Annotated in this window: 22 protein-coding genes; 12 read left to right on the top strand and 10 right to left on the bottom strand. The window is 61.0% G+C overall.

The window, feature by feature from the left end; translation table 11 throughout:
* Nucleotides 1-60: 60 nt before the first annotated feature.
* The 11 genes from RGR602_RS14395 (at nucleotide 61) to ureG (ending at nucleotide 7,711) form a co-directional block, all read left to right on the top strand.
* A complete protein-coding gene (locus tag RGR602_RS14395; protein WP_039845670.1) occupies nucleotides 61-882 on the top strand; it encodes an urease accessory protein UreD in 822 nt (273 codons plus the stop codon).
* A 22-nt stretch (nucleotides 883-904) separates the two neighbouring features.
* Nucleotides 905-1,207, top strand: coding sequence for an urease subunit gamma (locus RGR602_RS14390; RefSeq protein WP_022716975.1), 303 nt, complete (start codon nucleotides 905-907; stop codon nucleotides 1,205-1,207).
* A 10-nt stretch (nucleotides 1,208-1,217) separates the two neighbouring features.
* Nucleotides 1,218-1,472, top strand: a complete 255-nt coding sequence (locus RGR602_RS14385; RefSeq protein ID WP_039845669.1) for a DUF1272 domain-containing protein — start codon at nucleotides 1,218-1,220, stop codon at nucleotides 1,470-1,472.
* Between the two features lie 11 nt (nucleotides 1,473-1,483).
* Nucleotides 1,484-1,789: an urease subunit beta gene (locus RGR602_RS14380; protein ID WP_039845668.1), complete on the top strand. Its 306-nt coding sequence runs from the start codon at nucleotides 1,484-1,486 to the stop codon at nucleotides 1,787-1,789.
* Nucleotides 1,790-1,812: 23 nt separating this feature from the next.
* The gene (locus RGR602_RS14375; RefSeq protein WP_039845667.1) at nucleotides 1,813-2,226 is read left to right on the top strand and encodes a lysozyme inhibitor LprI family protein; all 414 of its coding nucleotides are present in this window, start codon (nucleotides 1,813-1,815) and stop codon (nucleotides 2,224-2,226) included.
* 11 nt (nucleotides 2,227-2,237) lie between these two features.
* The gene (locus tag RGR602_RS14370) at nucleotides 2,238-2,861 is read left to right on the top strand and encodes a hypothetical protein (RefSeq protein ID WP_039846892.1); all 624 of its coding nucleotides are present in this window, start codon (nucleotides 2,238-2,240) and stop codon (nucleotides 2,859-2,861) included.
* A 3-nt stretch (nucleotides 2,862-2,864) separates the two neighbouring features.
* Nucleotides 2,865-4,577 carry an urease subunit alpha gene (gene ureC / locus RGR602_RS14365; RefSeq protein ID WP_039845666.1) on the top strand — a complete coding sequence of 571 codons (1,713 nt, stop codon included), beginning with the start codon at nucleotides 2,865-2,867 and terminating at the stop codon, nucleotides 4,575-4,577.
* A gap of 343 nt (nucleotides 4,578-4,920) precedes the next feature.
* On the top strand, nucleotides 4,921-5,787 hold the full coding sequence (locus tag RGR602_RS14360; RefSeq protein ID WP_039845665.1) for a GGDEF domain-containing protein: 867 nt from the start codon (nucleotides 4,921-4,923) through the stop codon (nucleotides 5,785-5,787).
* 78 nt (nucleotides 5,788-5,865) lie between these two features.
* Nucleotides 5,866-6,345: an urease accessory protein UreE gene (gene ureE, locus RGR602_RS14355; RefSeq protein ID WP_039845664.1), complete on the top strand. Its 480-nt coding sequence runs from the start codon at nucleotides 5,866-5,868 to the stop codon at nucleotides 6,343-6,345.
* 6 nt (nucleotides 6,346-6,351) lie between these two features.
* Complete coding sequence (locus tag RGR602_RS14350; protein WP_039845663.1) at nucleotides 6,352-7,023, top strand: urease accessory protein UreF; 672 nt, start codon at nucleotides 6,352-6,354, stop codon at nucleotides 7,021-7,023.
* Between the two features lie 76 nt (nucleotides 7,024-7,099).
* Complete coding sequence (gene ureG, locus RGR602_RS14345; protein WP_039845662.1) at nucleotides 7,100-7,711, top strand: urease accessory protein UreG; 612 nt, start codon at nucleotides 7,100-7,102, stop codon at nucleotides 7,709-7,711.
* Between the two features lie 95 nt (nucleotides 7,712-7,806).
* On the opposite strand, the gene RGR602_RS39710 is transcribed toward ureG, so the two are convergent.
* From RGR602_RS39710 to RGR602_RS14310, 7 genes are all read right to left on the bottom strand, one after another.
* Nucleotides 7,807-8,016 (bottom strand): DUF930 domain-containing protein, encoded by a 210-nt coding sequence (locus RGR602_RS39710; RefSeq protein WP_082046550.1) that lies wholly within the window; start codon nucleotides 8,014-8,016, stop codon nucleotides 7,807-7,809.
* Nucleotides 8,017-8,579: 563 nt separating this feature from the next.
* Nucleotides 8,580-11,885, bottom strand: a complete 3,306-nt coding sequence (locus RGR602_RS14335; RefSeq protein ID WP_039845660.1) for an efflux RND transporter permease subunit — start codon at nucleotides 11,883-11,885, stop codon at nucleotides 8,580-8,582.
* Between the two features lie 11 nt (nucleotides 11,886-11,896).
* On the bottom strand, nucleotides 11,897-13,084 hold the full coding sequence (locus tag RGR602_RS14330) for an efflux RND transporter periplasmic adaptor subunit (protein ID WP_039845659.1): 1,188 nt from the start codon (nucleotides 13,082-13,084) through the stop codon (nucleotides 11,897-11,899).
* Nucleotides 13,085-13,500: 416 nt separating this feature from the next.
* Complete coding sequence (locus RGR602_RS14325; RefSeq protein WP_039845658.1) at nucleotides 13,501-14,472, bottom strand: ABC transporter substrate-binding protein; 972 nt, start codon at nucleotides 14,470-14,472, stop codon at nucleotides 13,501-13,503.
* Nucleotides 14,473-14,526: 54 nt separating this feature from the next.
* Nucleotides 14,527-15,654 (bottom strand): ABC transporter permease, encoded by a 1,128-nt coding sequence (locus RGR602_RS14320; RefSeq protein ID WP_039845657.1) that lies wholly within the window; start codon nucleotides 15,652-15,654, stop codon nucleotides 14,527-14,529.
* A complete protein-coding gene (locus RGR602_RS14315; protein ID WP_039845656.1) occupies nucleotides 15,651-16,535 on the bottom strand; it encodes an ABC transporter permease in 885 nt (294 codons plus the stop codon). The genes RGR602_RS14320 and RGR602_RS14315 overlap by 4 nt, the downstream gene beginning before the upstream one ends.
* A gap of 12 nt (nucleotides 16,536-16,547) precedes the next feature.
* Nucleotides 16,548-17,330, bottom strand: a complete 783-nt coding sequence (locus tag RGR602_RS14310) for an ABC transporter ATP-binding protein (RefSeq protein ID WP_039845655.1) — start codon at nucleotides 17,328-17,330, stop codon at nucleotides 16,548-16,550.
* Nucleotides 17,331-17,429: 99 nt separating this feature from the next.
* On the opposite strand from RGR602_RS14310, the gene RGR602_RS14305 reads away from it, so the two are divergent.
* Nucleotides 17,430-17,843, top strand: a complete 414-nt coding sequence (locus RGR602_RS14305) for a cupin domain-containing protein (protein ID WP_039845654.1) — start codon at nucleotides 17,430-17,432, stop codon at nucleotides 17,841-17,843.
* 210 nt (nucleotides 17,844-18,053) lie between these two features.
* On the opposite strand, the gene hydA is transcribed toward RGR602_RS14305, so the two are convergent.
* The 3 genes from hydA to RGR602_RS14290 are packed head-to-tail and all read right to left on the bottom strand — an operon-like array spanning nucleotide 18,054 to nucleotide 21,036.
* Nucleotides 18,054-19,508, bottom strand: a complete 1,455-nt coding sequence (gene hydA / locus RGR602_RS14300) for a dihydropyrimidinase (protein ID WP_039845653.1) — start codon at nucleotides 19,506-19,508, stop codon at nucleotides 18,054-18,056.
* Nucleotides 19,505-19,786: a hypothetical protein gene (locus RGR602_RS14295; protein ID WP_039845652.1), complete on the bottom strand. Its 282-nt coding sequence runs from the start codon at nucleotides 19,784-19,786 to the stop codon at nucleotides 19,505-19,507. The genes hydA and RGR602_RS14295 overlap by 4 nt, the downstream gene beginning before the upstream one ends.
* Nucleotides 19,783-21,036 (bottom strand): Zn-dependent hydrolase, encoded by a 1,254-nt coding sequence (locus RGR602_RS14290; protein ID WP_039845651.1) that lies wholly within the window; start codon nucleotides 21,034-21,036, stop codon nucleotides 19,783-19,785. Before RGR602_RS14290 ends, RGR602_RS14295 begins: the two co-directional genes overlap by 4 nt.
* Nucleotides 21,037-21,059: the final 23 nt, after the last annotated feature.

Raw genomic sequence — 21,059 nt, 5'->3', positions numbered from 1 at the left:
AATTATTTGCGGCATTGAATGAGAACGGCCGGGCAAACGGCGAAGGCACAAGGGGATGGAATGACGATCGCGGCGGCAATCACCGGGCCACAAAGGGCACAGGGGCGCGGGCACCTGGCCGCGAAGCTGCTGGACGGACGGGCGCGCATCCGCGAACTCTATCAGGAAGGTGCCGCCAAAATACGCCTCCCGGAGACTTTCGATGCTTCCATGGAGGCGGTCATCATCAATACGGCGGGCGGGTTGACCGGAGGCGACCAGATGAACTGGAGCGTCGTTGCAGGTCCAACCACGCGTATCGATGTGACCACACAGGCCTGCGAGAAGATCTACAAGGCATCCGCTGGAACGGCCGAAGTCACGACAACGATCGAGGCCGGCGCGAATGCACGGGTCGACTGGCTGCCGCAGGAGACGATCCTGTTCGATCGCGCCTCGCTGTTCCGCCGCCTCGACGTCGATCTCGACGAGACGGCGGAGTTCCTGGCCGTCGAGGCGATCCTGCTCGGCCGCAAGGCGATGGGCGAGAAGATGGAGACCGGCCTTTTCCGTGATCGCTGGCGCATTCGCCGCGCTGGTAGGCTGATCCATGCCGAGGAGTTGCGGCTTGATGGCGCCATCGGCGCGCTGACTGCTCGCCAGCCCGTCCTCAGCGGACAGGTGGCCTTTGCAACGTTGCTCTATGCCGGGCCGCTTGCAGAAGCCTATCTCGCGAGCGTGCGCCCGCTGCTCGGCGGACAGGCGGCAGGCGCCAGCGCTTGGAACGGCAAGCTCGTCATTCGCGCTGCAGCCGCTGACGGCTTTGCCCTCAGAAAAATCCTGATCCCGGTTATTTCCGCCTTGCGCAACGGTGCGCCTGTGCCGAAAGTCTGGAATCTCTAGTTTCAAAGCAGATGGATGGACGATGAACCTCACTCCGAGAGAAAAAGACAAGCTGCTGATCTCCATGGCGGCGATGGTGGCGAGGCGCCGGCTCGAACGCGGCGTGAAACTCAATCATCCCGAAGCGATCGCGCTGATCACCGACTTTGTCGTGGAAGGCGCCCGTGACGGCCGCCCGGTCGCCGAACTGATGGAAGCGGGCGCTCATGTCATCGGCCGGCATCAGGTGATGGAGGGCGTGCCCGAGATGATCCATGATGTGCAGGTGGAAGCGACCTTCCCGGACGGCACCAAGCTCGTCACCGTCCACGAACCGATCCGCTGAGGAGGTCGCAATGCTCGAACTTCGTCCGAACTGCGAATGCTGCGACAAGGACCTGCCGCCGGAAAGCCGCGAGGCAATGATCTGCACTTTCGAGTGCACTTTCTGCGCCGACTGTGCAAGCGATGTGCTCCAGGGCGAATGCCCCAATTGCGGCGGTGAGTTCACTTGCCGCCCGGTGCGCCCGGCCGCCATGCTCGCCAAATATCCGGCATCGACGAAACGTATCTTGAAGGCCGAGGGCTGCGTGCCCGTGAAGGCGGCGTGAGGAAAATTAAGATGATCCCAGGCGAAATCATTGCCGCAAGCGGCGACATCGAATTAAACGCCGGTGCACCGACCGTCATCATTGAAGTGTCGAACACCGGCGATCGCCCGGTGCAGGTCGGCAGCCACTACCATTTTGCCGAAACCAATGCCGGCCTCGCCTTCGATCGCGACAAGGTGCAGGGCATGCGCCTCGACATCCCGGCGGGCACGGCCGTGCGTTTCGAGCCGGGTCAGACGCGTTCCGTGACGCTGATCCCGCTCTCCGGCAAGCGTGAAGTCTATGGCTTCCGCCAGCTCGTGATGGGCAAGCTCTGAGAAGGAAAACCGGGAGGAAGTCGATGCGGTTGAATTTGTACCTGACCGGTGCCGCGGCGGGAATGATCGTGGCTGGTGCCGCGCAGGCCCAGGAGCCGGATTGCAAGAACCCGAAGACGCAGGCCGACATGACTTTCTGCGAGCAGTCTCGATACGAGGCGGCCGACACGGCGCTCAACGAGCAGTGGAAGAAGACGCGCGCAGCGCTCGCGGCGACCGACAAGGATCTGGACGAGAAGGATCGCGGAGCCGAAAAAGCGCTGCTAACCGCGCAGCGCGCCTGGATATCCTACCGGGACGCCCAGTGCGAGGCTTACGGCTTCCAGGCGCGTGGCGGCACGATGGAGCCTATGCTGGTCGCAGGTTGCCTTGCCAACCTGAGCGATGAACGCACCAAGCAGCTCAAAGAGCTTTTCGACGCGGTGGGACAGAGGTGAGCCGCAAGATCATGATCGTCGGCAATGGGGAAATCGGCGAGGCGGGAGCAGCGGCAATCGCGGCTGCGGACTTCGTGATCCGTTTCAACGAATGCCGCTCGTATGCCGCAAGCCCCGGCCGCACCGACGTCGTCGCCGTCTGCAACACCGGGCGCCCGGCCAAGGCGATGTTGGGTTCGGATACGTGGCGGACGCACCCGGCCGTCATGGAGGCGTCGGAAATCTGGAGCGTCCGCGACCCCGAAAAATTCAACGTCTTGCGTGCGCCGCTCGCCGTTTCGCATCCGGAGCTCGACGACTTCTGCGACGATTATACGATCCACTTCAACGTCTTCTGTGAGGACGCTGGCAAGGAACATATAGTCGTTAAGAAAGTGATTCATGAAGCAGTCGACGACGCCCTGGCTACCTTTGATCCCGCGCCTTATGTCGTTCCGAGCAGCGGCATGATTGCGATTGCCGCGACCTTCCGCAGGTTTCCGAAGGTCGAGATCGGCCTTGCCGGCTTCAGTCATTCCGGCTGGGAGTGGCATCCTTTCGCCGCCGAAAGGCAGCTTGTCGACAGCTACATCGCCAATGGCCGGCTGACGCGCCATCCTGCCGATACGTCTCTTTCTTCCTCCCAAGGAGCCTGACATATGCCCCACAAGATTTCCCGCGCCGCCTATGCCAGCATGTTCGGCCCGACCGTTGGCGACAAGGTACGCCTGGCCGATACCGAGCTCTTCATCGAGGTCGAAAAGGATTTCACGACCTATGGAGAGGAGGTGAAGTTCGGTGGCGGCAAGGTGATCCGCGACGGCATGGGGCAGAGCCAGGTGACGCGCGCCAACGGTGCGGTCGATACCGTCATCACCAATGCGGTGATCGTCGATCATACGGGCATCGTGAAGGCCGATATCGGCCTCAAGGACGGACGGATCGTCGCGATCGGCAAGGCCGGCAACCCGGACACGCAGCCGGGCGTCAACATCATCGTCGGACCAGGCACCGAGGCGATCGCAGGCGAAGGCAAGATCGTGACGGCCGGCGGGATGGACAGCCACATCCACTTCATCTGCCCGCAGCAGATCGAAGAAGCGCTAATGAGTGGTCTTACCTGCATGCTCGGCGGCGGCACCGGCCCAGCGCATGGTACATTCGCGACGACCTGCACGCCCGGCCCGTGGCACCTCGCCCGGATGATCGAGGCGGCCGACGCCTTCCCGATGAACCTCGCTTTCGCCGGCAAGGGCAATGCATCGCTGCCCGGCGCGCTAGAGGAAATGGTGCTTGCTGGCGCCACCTCGCTGAAGCTGCACGAAGACTGGGGCACGACGCCCGGCGCGATCGACTGCTGCCTGACGGTTGCCGACCAATATGACGTGCAGGTGATGATCCATACCGACACGCTAAACGAAAGCGGCTTTGTCGAAGACACGATCGGCGCCATCAAGGGCCGCACGATCCATGCCTTTCACACGGAAGGGGCAGGCGGCGGCCACGCGCCGGACATCATCAAGATCTGCGGCCAATCGAACGTCATCCCATCTTCGACCAATCCTACGCGGCCCTACACGGTCAATACGATCGCCGAACATCTCGACATGCTGATGGTCTGCCATCACCTTTCGCCGTCGATCCCGGAAGACATCGCCTTTGCCGAAAGCCGCATCCGCAAGGAAACGATCGCAGCAGAAGACATCCTGCACGATATCGGCGCCTTCTCGATCATCTCGTCGGACAGCCAGGCCATGGGCCGTGTTGGCGAGGTGGCAATCCGCACGTGGCAGACGGCCGACAAGATGAAGCGCCAGCGAGGCCGTCTGAAGGAAGAAAAGGGCGATAATGACAATTTCCGTGTCCGGCGCTACATCGCCAAATACACGATCAATCCGGCGATTGCTCACGGCCTTTCCCATGAGATCGGCTCGATTGAAGTCGGCAAGCGCGCCGACCTCGTCATCTGGAACCCCGCCTTCTTCGGCGTGAAGCCAGACATGGTGCTGCTCGGCGGCTCAATTGCCGCTGCACCTATGGGCGATCCGAACGCCTCCATCCCGACGCCGCAGCCGGTGCATTATCGGCCGATGTTTGCCTCATACGGCAAGAGCCTCACCAATTCCTCCGTCACCTTCGTTTCCCAGGCGTCGCTCGATGCCGGGCTGAAGGGAAGGCTGGGTGTCGCCAAGGATCTCGTTGCGGTCAAGAACACCCGCGGCGGCATCTCCAAGGCATCGATGATACACAACAGCCTGACGCCGCATATCGAGGTGGATCCCGAAACCTACGAGGTGCGCGCCGACGGCGAACTGCTCACCTGCGAACCGGCAACCGTGCTGCCGATGGCGCAGCGCTACTTCCTTTTTTAGCAAACCAGGAGCGCCGGCTTCGTCCGCTGGCGCTCTTAAAGCGCCGCATCAAAATTGCTCATCATAAGGTTGTATAAAGCGATGAAAATTTGTCGCCAGAACGATCACTTCCGATTGCGACGCCGAAATCCTGTCGATTTATAATAGTCTTTTATTTTCAATAGCTTGGATTTATATTGGAGGCTATCGGTTTTGCTTGCTGCGGCGTGCGTTCGGAGCAAGAAAAGAATACAACATTAAATCGTATAAACTCGTTCCAATTTTAACGAATCGCTTAAGAAGCCGGCAGGAGTTGAGCACTAATCAGATATCTCCGGGGATGCCGAGCTGGAGGTTGATTCTCATGAGGAGCTGGATTTTTCTCCAGGCTGAACTTGGCAATTTTCACCATCGCGGCACGATTTTCAGCTTTGCGCTGAAGATGGGTTTTGCCGCCGTTATCCTGTCGATCCTGTTGATCCTCGCAGTGATGCCGTTGCTTGCCTTCTTCGGCGTGCTGCCCTTCACGCTCGCTCTTACCATCAGCTACAGCATTGCACTGTCCTGGCTTCTCAGTGGCATTGTCTGCGGAATTCTCTCGCTGATCGTCGGCCATGCAATGCACCAGCTGACGGTATCGCGCGCGGAGTTCGAAAAGCTCAGCCGGATCGATACGCTGTCCGGCCTGTTGAACCGCCGTGCGTTTGCGGAAGCGCTCAACGGCATCGATGACGGCGCCTCGCTGGTGATTTTCGATGTCGATCGATTCAAGGCGATCAACGACCGTTTCGGCCATGCCTGCGGCGATGCCGTCATCATAGCCGTTTCCGCAATTCTCGCCTCGGCATTCGACGGTTCTTCGGTCGTTGCCCGTCTCGGAGGCGAAGAGTTCGGCGTTATCGTTTCAGGCGGTGACGTCGAGGAACGGCTGCAGAAGATCGAAGCGGTGAAGACGCAGATTGCCCGACGGTCGATCGCTGCCGACGGCTGCGACATATCGATCACTATTTCGGCCGGTATTGCCGATCTTCTGCCTGGGCGCAGCAAGGAGGCCGTTTATGCGTCCGCCGACAAGGCGCTTTATCTGGCAAAAGCGCTCGGCCGCAACCGCGTTGTTCATGAAAGGAACGCGCTCGACCACACATGGCATCACCATCTGGTCGAGGGCGGCCTTGGCGTCCAGGGTGCAGTGCCAGATTTTAACGATACGCAACGCGCCTATGGCATATAACGGCCGCGCGAAAGCATTGGGCCTTGCGCTGCCAGGCGCTATTTTGCATGGTCTTGATCTCACAGAAACGGACATGTCATGCAGCGCGTCACCTCCTATCTTCCGGCCGGAACCCCGTCTTCCAATCCTATCGGCAAAGTCGTCCTGCCGCATGATCTGAGGCATTTGCGTCGTAAGCTCCTGCATCTCGATAACGGCGACATGGTCATGCTCGACCTGAAGGAGCCGGTGCTGTTTGCAAGCGGCGACATGCTGGTGCTGGAGGACGGCGAACTCATCGAAATCCAGGCTGCGGACGAGAAGCTTTTCGAGATCAGGGGCCGGGACCGGCTGCATCTCATCGAGCTTGCCTGGCACCTCGGCAACCGCCATCTCGGCGCGCAGATCGAAGAGGAGCGCATTCTGATTCTGCGCGACCACGTGATCCGGTCGATGCTCGAAGGGCTCGGAGCGACGGTTAGCGAGGTCGCCGAGCCTTTCCAGCCCGCCCGCGGCGCCTACCATTCACACGGCGGCCACTCACATGGGCACGACCACGGCCACCACGCGCATGATTGAACTGCAATGAGTGAGAGCGGCGACCTGCAGGCCTTGCTGCGTCTCATGGCATGGCTCTCGCCGGCCTTTCCGGTCGGCTCGTTTGCCTATTCCGGCGGGCTCGAGCGCGCCGTCCACGACAGGCTTGTTACGGATGCAGCCTCGCTGGACGGATGGATCGAAACGCTACTTTCCCATGGGAGCATCTGGAACGATGCCGTGCTCTTTGCAGCGAGCTGGCGTGGGCAATCGGATGCAGGAGTGCTTGCGGAGCTTGCCGCGCTGGGGGAGGCCCTTGCCGGCTCGCGGGAGCGCCATCAGGAGACCACTCTGCTCGGCGATGCCTTTCTGGCGGCGGCGCGCGCCTGGCCCGATACCGTCGTTGATCGCCTGCCGCGGGCTGTTGCCTATCCCGTTGCCGTCGGCGCAGTCGCCGGCGCGCATGGCATCGAACTGCAAAATGCGCTTGCAGCCTTCCTGCATGCCTATGTCTCGCAATCGGTCTCGGCGGGCATCCGGCTCGGCGTTGCCGGGCAGAAGGACGGCGTGGCTATCCTGGCGCGGCTGGAAGAGGCGATCGCCGCGACGGCTCATCGTGCGTCCGGCTCGACGCTTGACGATCTGGGTTCGGCGGCGGTTCAGGCGGATATCGCCTCGCTGCGGCACGAGACGCAGACAACGAGGCTCTTCCGCTCCTGATCGGAGCATCTGCGCTATTTGCCGGTGGCAGCGCCGTTATCCGGACGCTATCATCGGTCGAATTGGAGTGTGACAGATGAAATCAAGAAACGGACCTCTTCGTGTGGGCATCGGCGGGCCTGTCGGCTCTGGAAAGACGGCGTTGACGGAGAAGCTCTGCAAGGCGATGCGTGACGACTATTCCATCGCCGTCGTCACCAATGACATCTATACGACCGAGGACGCCGAAGCGCTGATGCGCATGCAGGCGCTGCCATCTGACCGCATCGTCGGCGTGGAAACCGGTGGATGCCCGCATACGGCAATCCGCGAAGATGCGACGATCAATCTCCAGGCGATCGCTGGCCTGAATGAGCGCATTCCGGACCTCGATGTCGTCTTCATCGAATCCGGCGGCGACAATCTGGCAGCGACATTTTCGCCCGATCTGGCCGATATCACCATCTATGTGATCTCCGTCTGCCAGGGCGAGGAAATCCCCCGCAAGGGCGGGCCGGGCATCACCAGGTCGGACCTTTTGGTGATCAACAAGAAGGACCTCGCACCCTATGTCGGCGCCGATCTCGACGTCATGGACCGCGACGCGGCGCGCATGCGCGAGACGCGTCCTTTCGTCTTCTCTGACATGAAGCGTGGCGAAGGCATCGGCCCCATCGTAAGCTTCCTGAAGGAGCAGGGCGGGCTCTAAGAACGGACGCGTCCCCGGTTCCTGTATCTCCACATTGGCGACAGCGTTCGTCAGCCTCGTCGTCCGTGGGCAGGAAATGCGTTTCCCACTCGCTTTCAGGAATTTCTTCGCCAATTGAAAATTCGAATGCGACGATCGTCTCGATATCCGGCGCGGCCGCATTTGAATTCGATATTGTACCAATGGCGGTTGCTTCGAAACGCGCCGCCATCGGCTTGAAGGATCAGGCCGAAAGGTATCCGCCGTAGCATAAGCGACCAGGACATCCGGCGTGAATTGGGTCTTCCATCTATGGACTGTTCCATTGGTTGGACATTGCAGCGCTGACAATGCGTTCGCCGGTTGCGAGCCGCCGCGTGCCCTCGCTTGCCCGTTTGCTTCGCGGGTCGGCCAAGATCGCTGCGGGAAGGGGCTGTTTTGGCCGAAGCGTGGTTCCTCAATCCGGTGTGGTATCCTAGGCGCCGGGCTGCTTCCTTTGCGGGCGGCTCGGGTTGAGAGGCAATGGGCGGTGAGCTACGTGCTTCGGCAACAGGCGGCTTCGCTTCCACATCGAACGGTGGAGATGTCAAAAGCTCGACGGCAATGCTCTCTTCCAACGGCGAAAGCTGCCGCGTTCGGCCGGAAAAAATGCAAGGGCGATGACGGCGGCGATATGGACGGCGCGCGCAATCGCAATGCTCCGCGGCCGTTCTGTTATCCTGCCGAAACGGCCCCAGGTTCTGTGAGACAATCGAAATCTGAAAGATTCGCTGTTAAAAAAATACCTTTGATAGGAAAGGCGCTCATAACGGTCGCTGCAAACAGTTTTCGCGATTCCAATTCCACATAAGGCCGGGTTCGCCCCGGCCTTTCATTGTTCAGTGCAAGCTTACTCCGCTGCGAAAGGCGGCAGGCGGAGCACGTTCTTGTCGTTGGCATTGGCGCTCTTGCGCTTGCGTTCCGGGTTCTCGATCGCCTCCACCCGTTCGCTGAGAGCGCCGACAGCTCCCGTCAGTTCCTCTCGGGACATCGCCAGTTCCTCCTGATCCTTCTTGCCGACAAGGCGGCCGAAGAGCCACCCGAGCAGGAGCGAGAGGTCGTCCATGATCAGGAAGAAGGACGGCACGACGACGAGTGAAAGCACCGTCGAGACGATGATGCCGCCGATCACGGCGATCGCCATCGGCGCACGGAACGAACCGCCTTCGCCGACGCCGAGTGCCGAAGGCAGCATGCCGGCCGACATGGCGATCGAGGTCATGATGATCGGCTGGGCGCGTTTGCGGCCGGCTTCCACCATAGCTTCGACGCGTGTCATGCCGTGACGGCGCATCTCGATTGCGAAGTCGACGAGCAGGATGGCGTTCTTCGTCACGATGCCCATCAGCATGAGGTTGCCGATCAGAACGGGCATCGAGAGCGGATTGTTGGTGATGATCAGAGCAACCGCCACACCGCCGATTGCCAGGGGCAGCGAGAACAGGATGGTGAACGGCTGGATCACATCCTTGAACAGCAGGATCAGGACGGCCAGAACCAGCATCAGGCCCATCAGCATCGCGTTGACGAAGCTCTGCTGCATTTCCTTCTGGACCTTCGTGTCGCCGCTTTCGACAAGCTGCACGGTCGAGGGGATATGGGTGTCCTTGACGATCTGCAGGAAGCGAGCCGATGCCGTATCGAGAGCTACGCCCTGTGGCAGGTCGGAACCAATCGCGACGACGCGATTGCGGTTGTTGCGCTTGATCGAGCTTGCGCCTTCCGCATAGTCGATGTCAGCTACGGTCGAGAGCGGCACGATCGCGCCGCTCGCCGTCTGGATCTTCAGCGCACGGATGGCCGCAAGATCGCGCCGCATATCGATTGCGGTCTGAACGCGGATCGGGATCTGGCGGTCGTCGAGGTTGATCTTGGCAAGCGCCGCATCGACGTCGCCGATCGTGGCGACACGAATCGTATCGGAGATCTGCTCCGGCGTGATACCGAGGCGAGCCGCCTGGTCCTTGCGCGGACGAACCTGCAGTTCCGGACGCGGCAGGGCGCCTTCGGCACTGACGTTTGCCAGCAGCGGTTCTGCACGCAGCTTCGATTCCAGAAGGCCGACGGCGTCGTTCAGGTCCTTCTCGTTCTTGGAGAGGAAGTTGAACGACAGGTCACGCTCGCCGCGGTCGTTGAGCTTCAAGATTCGAACGTCGGGAATATCCTTCACCCTGGCGAAGACTTCTTTTTCGATATCCCATTGTGGACGTTCGCGGCCATGGACCTCGACCTTCGGCAGATGCGGGCCGATGACCGGGATGGAGCCAAAGACATCGTTGATAACCCTCTTCACCAGCGAGTGGTCCAGCTTGAAGAGCGAAAGCGTGATCGTTGCACGGCGCAGTTCAAGGTCGCCCTTGGGGGATGCGCCGCCGAGAACGAAGACGCTTTCGACGCCGTTGATGTCCTTGACTTTGTTGTAGATCGCGTTGGACGTCTGTTCGGTGTCTTCGAGCGTCGCGTTCGGCGGCAGCTCGACAGAAAGCACGATGCGGGACGCATCTTCCGGCGGTAGGAAGCTGCCGGGAACCTGGGCAAGCAGTGCTACCGAACCGATCAGGAAGGCGATCGCCGCAAATAGCGTCGCATAGCGCGTCCACCAGCGGGCGGTCGTGGCGCGCACGAGACGCGTATAGCCGCGGAAGAAGAGGCCGTCATTGTCATGATGGTCGTCCTGGCCATCTTCCGCGCGCATCAGGTAGGCGGCCATCATCGGAGTGATGAGACGCGCCACGACGAGCGAGAAGAACACCGAAAAGGCGACCGTCAGGCCGAACTGGATGAAGTACTGGCCGGGAATGCCCGGCATGAACGAGACCGGTACGAAGACGGCAATGATCGTAAACGTCGTGGCGATGACGGCAAGACCGATTTCGTCCGCCGCTTCGATCGCCGCCCGATAGGGGGTTTTGCCCATCTTGATGTGCCGGGCGATGTTTTCGATTTCCACGATCGCATCGTCGACGAGGATACCTGTCGCGAGCGTCAGCGCGAGGAAGCTGACGAGGTTCAGCGAGAAGCCCATCAGGTCCATGATCCAGAAGGTCGGGATCGCAGACAGGGGGAGGGCGATCGCTGAAATCAGCGTTGCGCGCCAGTTCCGCAGGAACAGGAACACGACGACGACCGCCAGCAGCGAGCCCTCCATCAAGGTGTGGAGGGCGGCTTCATAGTTGCCGTAGGTGAAGTAGACGGAGTCGTTGATCAGCTCGATGCCGACATTTGGATTTTCCGCACGCACCTTTTCGAGGCTTTGCGCCACCGTTTCGGCCACGCTGACTTCGCTGGCGCCCTTGGAGCGGAAGACGCCGAAGGTAACGACGGGCGTGTCGTCGAAACGCGAGAAGGATTTCGGTTCCTGATAGGTGTCTTTGATGGCGCCGAGTTCGTCGAGCTTGACGAAACGGCCGTTCGGCAGGGCGATCGTCGTATTGGCGAGTTCCGCCACGTTGCGGGCGTCGCCGAGAACGCGGATCGCCTGCTCGCTGCCGGCCACCTGGCCGCGTCCGGAGCCGAGGTCGACGTTGGTTCCGTGCAGCTGCTTGTTCACGCTGGCGGCAGTGATGCCGTAGGCGTTCAGCTTGTCGGGGTTGAGCTCGATGCGGACCTCGCGTTCGGCACCGCCATAGCGGTCCACGCGGCCGATGCCGGCCTGACCTTGGAGGGCGCGCTTGATCGTATCGTCGACGAACCAGGAGAGTTCTTCGAGCGTCATGTCCGGCGAGGAGACGGCAAAGGTCTGGATCGCCTGGCCTTCGACATCGACCTTGGCGACGATCGGTTCCTCGACATTGGCCGGAAGATCGCTGCGGATGCGGTCGATCGCGTCTTTGGTGTCCTGGACCGCCTGCTCCGTCGGCACTTCCATGCGGAACATCACGTTGGTTTGCGACTGACCGTCGGTGACCGTGGACTGGATTTCGTCGATGCCGTTGATGGAGGCGACGGCGTCTTCGATCTCCTTGGTCACCTGCATCTCGAGCTCGGCAGGCGAAGCGCCGCTCTGCGTCACGGTAATCGAAACGAGCGGCACGTCGATGTTCGGGAAGCGCGTGATCGGCAGCTTGTTGAAGGACTGAATGCCGACAAAAAGCAACAGCGCGAAAAGCAGCAGCGGCGCTACGGGATTTCGGATGGACCAGGCTGAAAAGTTCATCGGGCCGTCTCTCAGTTGGAAGCAGCGGGCTGTTCGCGAACAGGCGTAATGCGGTCGCCGTCGCGGACATAAGCACCGGCCTTGGCAACGACTTCCTCGCCGTCCTTCAGGCCCTTCACAATCTCAATATAGGCGCCGTCCTGGATACCGGTTTCCACTTCGGCGAATTTCACAACTCCGTCTTCGACCTTGCGGGCGGACGAGCCTTCACTGCTCGTCAGGACAGCCGAAAGCGGCAAAGCCACGTTCTCGGCCGTCTTCATGATGATTTCGGCGCTGCCGTACATGCCCGAACGCGCCTTGCTGTCATCATCGATCAGGATGTGAACGAAGCCGAGGCGCGTCGTCGGGTCGACCGTCGGCGAAACGAGGCGCACCGAACCCGTTAGCTTGTCGCGGCTGCCGGCAAGCGAGATCGTCGCCTTCTGGCCCGGCTCGATCTTGATGATATCGCTCTCGCCGACTTCGGCGACCAGTTCGATATCGTCGTCACGGATGATGGTGAAGAGTGGTTCGCCCGAACCCAGGGCGATCGCGCCAACCTTGGCGTTCTTTGCCGAAACCGTGCCTGCGACTGGCGTCCTTACATCGGTGCGGGCAAGCCTCAAATCCGTGTCGGCGATCTGGCTGTCGACGACCTTGAGGTCCGCCTGGGCAACTTCGATCGCCTGCTCGGCGGAGTTCACACGGGCATTGGCAGAAGCGGCAGCGGCATCTGCTTGTTCCACCGTCGCAGTGGACACCGTGCCCTTCTTGCCCATTTCCTGCGCGCGGGCCTGCTGCTGGCGGGCCTGCTCGGCATTCGCCTCTGCTTCGACCAGTTGTGCCCGCAACTGCGCGAGCGTTGCTTCGCCCTTCGCCTTGGTTGCCACCATCTGGCTCTTTTGCAAGAGCAGCGCGTCGTCGTTCAGCGTCGCAAGCGTGCTGTCTGCTGCAACCTTGTCGCCGACATCGGCATTCAACGCGCGGATCGAAAGGCCCTCGACCTGCGGCTGGATATAGACCTCCTCGACCGGCTTCACAGTGCCGGTCGCAACGACACGGTCGACGAGCGTGCGAACTTTGGCGGTGGTCACGACGATCGCCGGCAGGTTCTGCTGCGGTTTCGTGGTTGCGGTTTCCTGCGCGAAAGCGGGAGTTAGCGCGAGCGCGGCGATCAAAAGGGTGGAGGCGCGTAGTATAGTCAGCGTGCGTGCCATGCGTCGTGATCCAAATTATATGACATAATCAGCCAAAATCGCGCGTTGTCCCTCAGCTCGCGAACAGGGCCATTTCGTCTCTGTGTTCTCAGAGGCATTCCCGCATTATTTGCCGTCTCTATTACAGAGAAGTCACTCCTCCGGCAAATCCGGCTTGTACTTGGTATCGATTTGCTCGATGCGCAAGGCCGGCAGAAAATAATTCCCCTATCCGAACATACTAATTGCCGTTTACGTCCAGATCAATCACCGGATGGTTATGTGGTCATTCCGATGATTGATCGCAGCCGTATATTCTTAATGACGTGCGAAAGCCTGCCGATGCGACATCGTCCCCGATCTTTTTTGAAGCGACGTTAAAAAAACCGAAAACGCGCGGGTATCGCCGCGCGTTTCCGTTTTGGGATTGGCTGGAATTACTTCGCAGCCGCGTCCGTGATCTCGTGCGTCCAGGCGCCGGCCGGCTCCTTGTTGATGATCTTCTGGTCGAGAAGAGCCTTGGCCGTGCGATCGTAGAGCGCCGGGTCGAGCTTGCCGGTGCCGTCGCCGATCAGCTTGGCGACTTCGCCCATCATGCGCTTCTGGTGGTTCTCGTCCTGGCCGCCGGCATCGACGACGATCTCGGCTGCTTCATCCGGGTTTTCGGTCGAGTATTTCCAGCCCTTCATCGAAGCCTTGACGAACTTGACCATCTTTTCCTTGAAGGCCGGGTCCTTGAGCTTGTCTTCCATTGCGTAGAGACCGTCTTCGAGAAGGTCGTTGCCCATTTCCGTATAGTTGAAGACGATCAGCTCTTCCGGCTTGAAGCCCGCATCGATCGCCTGCCAGTATTCATTGTAGGTCATGACCGAGATGCAATCCGCCTGCTTCTGCAGGAGCGGCTGCACGTCGAAGCTCTGCTTCAGGACGGTCACGCCATCCGCGCCGCCGTCGGTCTTGAGGCCGAGCTTGTTCATCCAGGCGAAGAACGGATATTCGTTGCCGAAGAACCAGACGCCAAGGGTGCGGCCCTTGAAGTCGGCTTCGGACTTGATCGGACCGTCCTTGCGGCAGATCAACTCCATACCCGACTTCTGGAAGGGCTGGGCGATGTTGACGAGCGGCACGCCCTTTTCGCGGGCAACCAGCGCGCCACCCATCCAGTCGACGATCACATCGGCGCCGCCGCCGGCAATGACCTGTTCGGGTGCGATGTCCGGACCGCCCGGCTTGATGTCGACGTCGAGGCCTTCTTCCTCGTAATAGCCTTTCTCCTTGGCGACGTAATAGCCGGCGAACTGGCTCTGCGTGACCCATTTCAGCTGCAGCGTCACCTTGTCGGCGGCCATTGCATGGGCAGCCGCGAGCGACATTGCGCTTGCCATCATTGCAACCATCAGTTTTTTCATTTTCTTTTCCCTCTGAAGTTATGCCCAATCCCATTTGCGAGAATAAAGCGACGTCTAGCCACCACGGATAGACGGATGCCAGAAAGTCACCGCCCTTTCGGCGAGGGCGACGGCTCCATAGAAAATCGAGCCTGCCAGCGCCGCAACGGCGATTTCGGCCCAGACCATGTCGACATTCATGCGCCCGATCTCGGTGGAGATGCGGAAGCCCATTCCGACGATCGGTGTTCCGAAGAATTCCGCAACGATGGCACCAATCAGCGCCAGCGTCGAGTTGATCTTCAGCGCATTGAAAACGAAGGGCATGGCCGCCGGAAGCCGGAGCTTCAGCAGCGTCTGCCAGTAGTTCGAGGCATAGGTGCGCATCAAGTCGCGCTCCATGCTGCCGGACGCGGCCAGGCCCGCGACGGTGTTCACCAGCATCGGGAAGAAGGTCATGATGATGACGACGGCGGCCTTCGACGGCCAGTCGAAGCCGAACCACATGACCATGATCGGCGCAACGCCGATGATCGGCAGCGCCGAGACCATATTGCCGATCGGCAGCAGGCCGCGGCGCAGGAACGCCACGCGATCGGCCAGGATCGCGACGATAAAGCCACTGGCACAGCCAACGGCGTAGCCGATCAACACGGCCTTGAAGATCGTCTGCCTAACGTCTTCGCCGAGGATCTGCAGCGACCCGGCGATACGTGCGCCAATAGCGCTTGGCGGCGGTAGGAGCACGAAGGGAATGCCCGCCCCACGGGTCGCCGTTTCCCAAACGACCAGGATCCAGGCGCCGAAGATTGCAGGGATCAGCAGGCGCAGGAGCGAGCTTTCGAAATTCGAGGCAGGCTTGATCTCGCAAAGCACGGTGACGCAGCGCCAGGCAAGCAGCCAGCAGGCGGCGATCAGCAAGAAAAAGGACCTCGTCGCCATGCCTTCATTGCCGGAAATGCCAGAAAGCAGCATCCAGGCGGCTACATGAGTGCCGATCAAAAGAACGGTCGCAGAATAGAGCCGCGGCAGAGGCGCTACCGAAATGAGGGCGGATGCCGCGACGATGACGATGACGAGTGTCACCGTTTCATCGCTGAACGGGCGGGGGGCGGCTTCGCTAAGGAGCGGCAGCGAGAGCAGCGCCGCGGCGCAGAGAAAAAGAGCGACGAAGGCCTGCCAGGAGATATTCAGCTTCTTCATGCCGGCCTGCCTCCCATTGCGCGGTCGACGATCTTCGCCACGAGGCCGACGATCGCAACGAGCATGGCCGCCAGCACGGAGCCTGCCACGAGTGCCGCCCAGATATCGATCGTCTGGCTGTAATAGGAACCCGCCAACAGCTTCGAACCGATGCCGGCGACCGCGCCTGTCGGGAGTTCGCCGACGATTGCGCCGACGAGGCTCGCGGCAATTGCCACCTTCATCGACGTGAACAGGAAAGGGATCGAGGCCGGCACGCGCAGCTTCCAGAAGGTTTGCAAAGCGGTCGCATTATAGGTGCGCATCAGGTCGAGATGCATGATCTCCGGCGAGCGCAGGCCCTTCACCATTCCGACCGCGACGGGAAAGAAGGAGAGATAGGTCGAGATCAGCGCCTTCGGGATCAGGCCGGTGATGTTGATGGCGCCGAGCACCACGATGACCATCGGCGCGATCGCCAGGATCGGCACCGTCTGCGATGCGATGATCCACGGCATCAGGCTACGATCGAGCGTCTTGATATGGACGATGCCGACGGCGATCGCGATGCCGAGCAGGGTTCCGAGCGCAAAGCCAAGAACCGTCGAGGACAGTGTCACGCCGGCGTGGTAGACGAGGCTGCGATTGCTGGAGAGTTTTCTGAGGAAGGTGTTCTCGAAGACATTGCTTGCCACCTGATGCGGCGCCGGCAGGATCGGCTTCGGCTGCGAGAGCGTCTTTCCGACGAATTCCATCGTGGTGGAGGTGACGTTGCCGCGCTGATCCATGTCCCGCTGGAAGGGCGCGTTCATGAAAATCGCCGCGACGTACCAGACGACGATGAGCGCCAGCAAGATCGTCACGACGGGGACGAATTTGTCCTTGAGGGTATCGGGTTTCATAGGCCTGCCCTCCTACTCCTCATAGCTATGCCCAGCCCTTAGCCCCTCACGCACGCGGTGGGCGATTTCCAGGAATTCCGGGGTTTCGCGGATGCCAAGGGGACGCAGCGCCGGGAGCGTGGAGTCGATGACGTCGGTGACGCGACCGGGGCGCGGGGACATGACGACGATCTTCGTGGAGAGGTAGACGGCTTCCGGGATCGAATGAGTGACGAAGCAAATCGTCTTGTTGGTGCGCGCCCAAAGCTTCAGAAGCTCTTCATTCAGGTGGTCGCGGACGATTTCGTCGAGTGCGCCGAAAGGTTCATCCATCAACAGCAGGTCGGCGTCGAAAGCCAGTGCGCGGGCGATCGAGGCACGCTGCTGCATGCCGCCGGAAAGCTGCCACGGAAATTTCTTCTCGAAGCCGGAAAGATTGACGAGATCCAGTGCCTCGGCGATGCGCTTCTTCTGGTCGGCGCCGGCATAACTCATGATTTCCAGGGGGAGCGCGATGTTCTTCTCGATCGTCCGCCAAGGATAGAGCGCCGGCGCCTGGAAGACGTAGCCATAGGCGCGCGCCTTGCGGGCGTCGTCCGGCGTCATGCCGTTGACGGTGATCTCGCCTGACGTCTTTTTCTCCAGATCGGCGATGACGCGCAGGAATGTCGTCTTGCCACAGCCGGATGGACCGATGAAGGAAACGAAATCGCCCTTGCGGACATCGAGATTGACATCGCTCAGCGCATGCACCGGCCCGTCATTCGTCTGGTAGGTGAGACAGAGATCCTTTGCGGATACGACGGATGCTTGCATCGATGCTTTACCAGTCCTGTTTTCCCCGCGTCGCCGCGGTTTGCGTGCTATGATGATCGCCGGTTTTCTTTGCCGCGGCAAAATTCATGGAGAATGACGATGGATGCGAAATCAAAGCCCACCTGCCACATCATTCGCCCCAGCCACGCTTATAGCGGCAAGCAGGGGCTGAGCTATTTCGAGGGCATCGCTGCGGAAACGGTCGGCGCGAAGGGCATCTGCATGCATCTTCTGACGATCCCACCGGGCGTACGCGCCAAGGCGCATCTGCACGAGGCGCATGAAACGGCGATTTACATGCTGTCCGGCGAAGCGCACACCTGGTACGGCGACGAGCTGGAGCATCATGTCGTCGTCCATGCCGGCGAGCTGTTTTATATTCCGCCGGGCGTCCCGCACCTGCCGGCGAACCTCAGCAGCACGCCGTGCACCGCGATCATCGCGCGGACAGATCCCAACGAGCAGGAAAGTGTCGTGCTGCTGCCGGAACTGGATAGATTGGTGGAGGGGTGAAAAATACCTCCCTCGATCCTTCCGGGCATCTCCTCCACCAGGGGGGAGATCGGATTGAGGACGCTCGTCGATCCCCATGGAAGCGCCGGGTGCAATGTGTCGTTCAACTCCGGTGATGCGGTAGCCGCATGTTTTCGCTCTCCCTTTTTGCGGGGGAGATGTCACGAAGGGGGAAAAGGGGGTATCCCGCACGCTCGACATCCCTTCCGGTCACACGCCACTTGCCGGAATGCCGGTGCGCTCGACCTTGCGCGGCGCGGTGACTTCCTTCCAGGTCGACAGCGCCTTGCTGACGGCGGTGACCGGTTCGCGCTTGACGAATTCGCCATGGCCCTCGCGGGTCTTGATCGTGTTTTCTTCAATGGCGACGACGCCGCGCGTCAGCGTGTAGCGCGGCAGGCCGGTAACCTGCTTGTCTTCGAAGACGTTGTAGTCGATGGCCGACTGCTGGTTTTTCGAGGTGATGGTCTTTGCGCGCTTCGGGTCCCAGACGACGAGATCCGCGTCGGCACCAACGAGGATCGCGCCCTTCTTCGGATAGATGTTGAGGATCTTCGCGATGTTCGTCGAGGTCACGGCGACGAATTCGTTCATCGTCAGCCGGCCGGTATTGATGCCATAGGTCCAGAGCATCGGCATGCGGTCTTCAAGGCCGCCGGTGCCGTTCGGGATCTTGGTGAAGTCGCCGAGGCCGAAACGCTTCTGGTCGGTCGTGAAAGCGCAGTGGTCGGTCGCGACGACCTGCAGCGAGCCGGAGGCAAGGCCGGCCCAGAGGCTATCTTGATGCTGCTTGTTGCGGAAGGGGGGTGACATGACGCGGCGGGCGGCGTGATCCCAGTCCTTGTTGAAATACTCCGTCTCGTCGAGCGTCAGGTGCTGGATGAGCGGCTCCCCATACACGCGCATGCCTTTCTGGCGGGCGCGGCGAATCGCTTCGTGCGCCTGTTCGCAGGAAGTGTGGACGATATAGACGGGGCAGCCGGCCATGTCGGCAATCATGATGGCGCGGTTGGTCGCCTCGCCTTCCACTTCAGGCGGCCGGGAATAGGCGTGCGCTTCGGGGCCGTTGTTGCCTTCGGCCATGAGCTTTGCCTGCAATTGCGCGACGACGTCGCCGTTTTCGGCGTGGACCAGCGGCAGCGCGCCGAGTTCGGCGCAGCGCCGGAAGGAGGAATACATCTCGTCGTCGTCCACCATCAGCGCACCCTTGTAGGCCATGAAATGCTTGAAGGTGTTGATGCCCTTATCCTGGACGACGGCCTGCATCTCATTGAAGACCTGCTCACTCCACCAGGTGATCGCCATGTGGAAGGAATAGTCGCAGTTGGCGCGGGTCGATTTGTTATCCCACATCGTCAGCGCTTCAAGTAGCGACTGGCCGGGCGAGGGCAGGGCGAAATCGACCACCATCGTCGTGCCGCCGGAAAGGGCCGCGCGCGTGCCGCTCTCGAAATCGTCGGAGGAGTAGGTGCCCATGAACGGCATTTCGAGATGCGTATGCGGGTCGATGCCGCCCGGCATCACGTAGCAACCAGACGCATCCAGCGTGTCATTGCCGGAAAGGTTCGGCCCGATCTCGACAATCCTGCCGTCTTCGATCTTCAAATCGGCCGTGTAGGTGAGGTCGGCCGTGACGATGGTTCCGCCCTTGATGACTGTGCTCATTCTCCGAACTCCCTGGCGCTGCGCGGTGCCTGCGCAAGCTGTTTATCCAATGACTGGCGGTAGCGGATGCAGCCGCGCATGAATTGGGGCCAATCCGGCACGATCTGGCCGCCGGTGGGTGGATCCGGCAGAAGCGCCCACATGTCGGGGTGATGCCAACAGAGCTCGTGCATGGACGTATCCCGGTGGGTGCGGATCGCATGGCGCATGGCGCGGGCTGCCGAAAGCAATTCCGCATGCGTCATGGTATTCAGATCGGCATCCGCATCGGCCGTCATCTGACGATCTCCGCCGTCTCGGCAACGGCATGAAACAGCACGTCCGCACCGGCGGTCGCCCATTCCTTGGAAATCTCCTCCGCCTCGTTGTGCGACAAGCCGCCGACGCAGGGGCACATGATCATCGTCGTCGGCGCCACCTTGGCAGCCCAGCAGGCGTCGTGGCCGGCGCCGGAGATGAGGTTCATGTGGCTGTAGCCGAGCCTTTCGGCGGCGCCGCGCACGGCAGTGACGAGCTTTTGATCGAAGGTCACCGGTTCGAAATGGCCGATCGCCTCGATCGAACAGCCGACGCCCAGTGAATCGGCGATCTTCGGCGCTTCGGCCTCGATCCTGGCGCGCATGCGGTCGAGTTTTTCCTTGTCAGGCGAGCGGATGTCGACGGTAAAGATCACCTTGCCGGGCAGCACGTTGCGGGAGTTCGGGGAGAAGAGCACCTGGCCGACGCCGCCGACGGCGCCCGGCTGCTCGCTCATGGCGACCCCTTGGACCATCTCGAAGATGCGCGCCATCGCAAGCCCGGCATTGACGCGCATGTTCATCGGCGTCGAGCCCGTATGGGCTTCCCTGCCGGTCAGCGTGAATTCGAGCCACCAGAGGCCCTGACAGTGGGTGACGACGCCGATCTGCTTCTCCTCAGCTTCGAGGATCGGACCCTGCTCGATGTGATATTCGAAATAGGCGTGCATCTTGCGGGCGCCGACTTCTTCGTCGCCGAGCCAGCCAATGCGCTTCAGCTCGTCGCCGAACGTCTTGCCCTCGGAATCCTTGCGGCCATAGGCATAGTCCAGCGTGTGAACGCCGGCGAAAACGCCGGAGGCGAGCATGGCCGGGGCGAAACGGGCGCCTTCCTCATTGGTCCAGTTGGTGACGACGATCGGGTGCTTCGTCCTGATGCCGAGGTCGTTCATCGTACGGACGACTTCGAGCGCACCAAGCACGCCGAGCACGCCATCATATTTGCCGCCGGTTGGCTGGGTGTCGAGATGCGAGCCGACATAAACAGGGAGCGCATCCGGATCGGTGCCAGGACGGGTTGCAAACATCGTGCCCATCTTGTCGACGCCGACGGTCAGGCCCGCGGCTTCGCACCATGTGCGAAAGAGGCTGCGGCCTTCGGCATCGGAGTCCGTCAGTGTCTGGCGATTATTGCCGCCGGCAATCCCGGGGCCGATCTTTGCCATGTCCATGAGACTGTCCCAGAGACGGTCTCCGTTGACGCGCATATTCTCGCCTGGTGCTGCCACCATGTCTGAAATCCTCACCTGTTTTT

Origin of the sequence: Rhizobium gallicum bv. gallicum R602sp, from assembly GCF_000816845.1 — a bacterium.
Lineage (GTDB): Bacteria > Pseudomonadota > Alphaproteobacteria > Rhizobiales > Rhizobiaceae > Rhizobium > Rhizobium gallicum.
Note: the sequence above shows the minus strand (reverse complement) of the source record. Positions and strands in the feature narration are given on the sequence as shown.